Below are 713 nucleotides of genomic sequence, written 5' to 3' on the forward strand. Positions count from 1 at the left end.
GAACACCCCCGATGCAACCATTAAGGGCGAGTTTGATGAGTATGGCACTAAGTCGTTGGTGACACTGTCCCAGCAGGGTCAGCCTGTGGGTTCTTTTTATGGATTTGTGACGGATGGATTATTTAGGACCGAGGCTGAACTAAACGATGGCATCGATTATGGCCTGGCAGTGGAACCAGGTAAGCTGTGGTTGGGGGATATCCGGTTTAAGGACCTTAACGGTGATAAGAAGGTTGACGACAAGGATGTAACAGTTATTGGTAACCCTAATCCGAAGTTCACTTACGGAATTACTAATACTTTAAACTGGAAAAACATCGATTTTTCAATTTTCCTGCAGGGGAGTTACGGGGCTGACATCTTTAACTACAGCAAACGACGTACTGAAGGCATGAGTAGTCAGTATAACAATCAGTTGACGACTGTATTAGACAGATATACTCCGGGTAACCCGGATGGATCTTTGCCCCGCTACAACCAGTGGCATAATAACAATATCAGGATTTCAGACCGATTTATTGAAGATGGGTCGTATTTGAGGATTCAGAATATAGCCATAGGTTATAGTGTGCCTAAGTCGCTGTTAAACAAAATTAAAGTAAGTAGTCTTAGGGTGTATGCCTCTGTTCAGAACGTCTATACGTTTACCAATTATTCGGGATATGACCCAGAGTTGGGAGCCTATAATAATCTGGTGACGTTTATGAACATAG

At 43.1% G+C, this 713-nt stretch carries 1 pseudogene; it reads left to right on the forward strand.

Annotated elements, in window-relative coordinates:
- Positions 1 to 713 (forward strand): annotated as a pseudogene (locus ACNOHI_RS24860) (hypothetical protein); the annotation flags it as partial.

The organism is Noviherbaspirillum sp. ST9 (assembly GCF_048799745.1).
Lineage (GTDB): Bacteria > Pseudomonadota > Gammaproteobacteria > Burkholderiales > Burkholderiaceae_D > Noviherbaspirillum.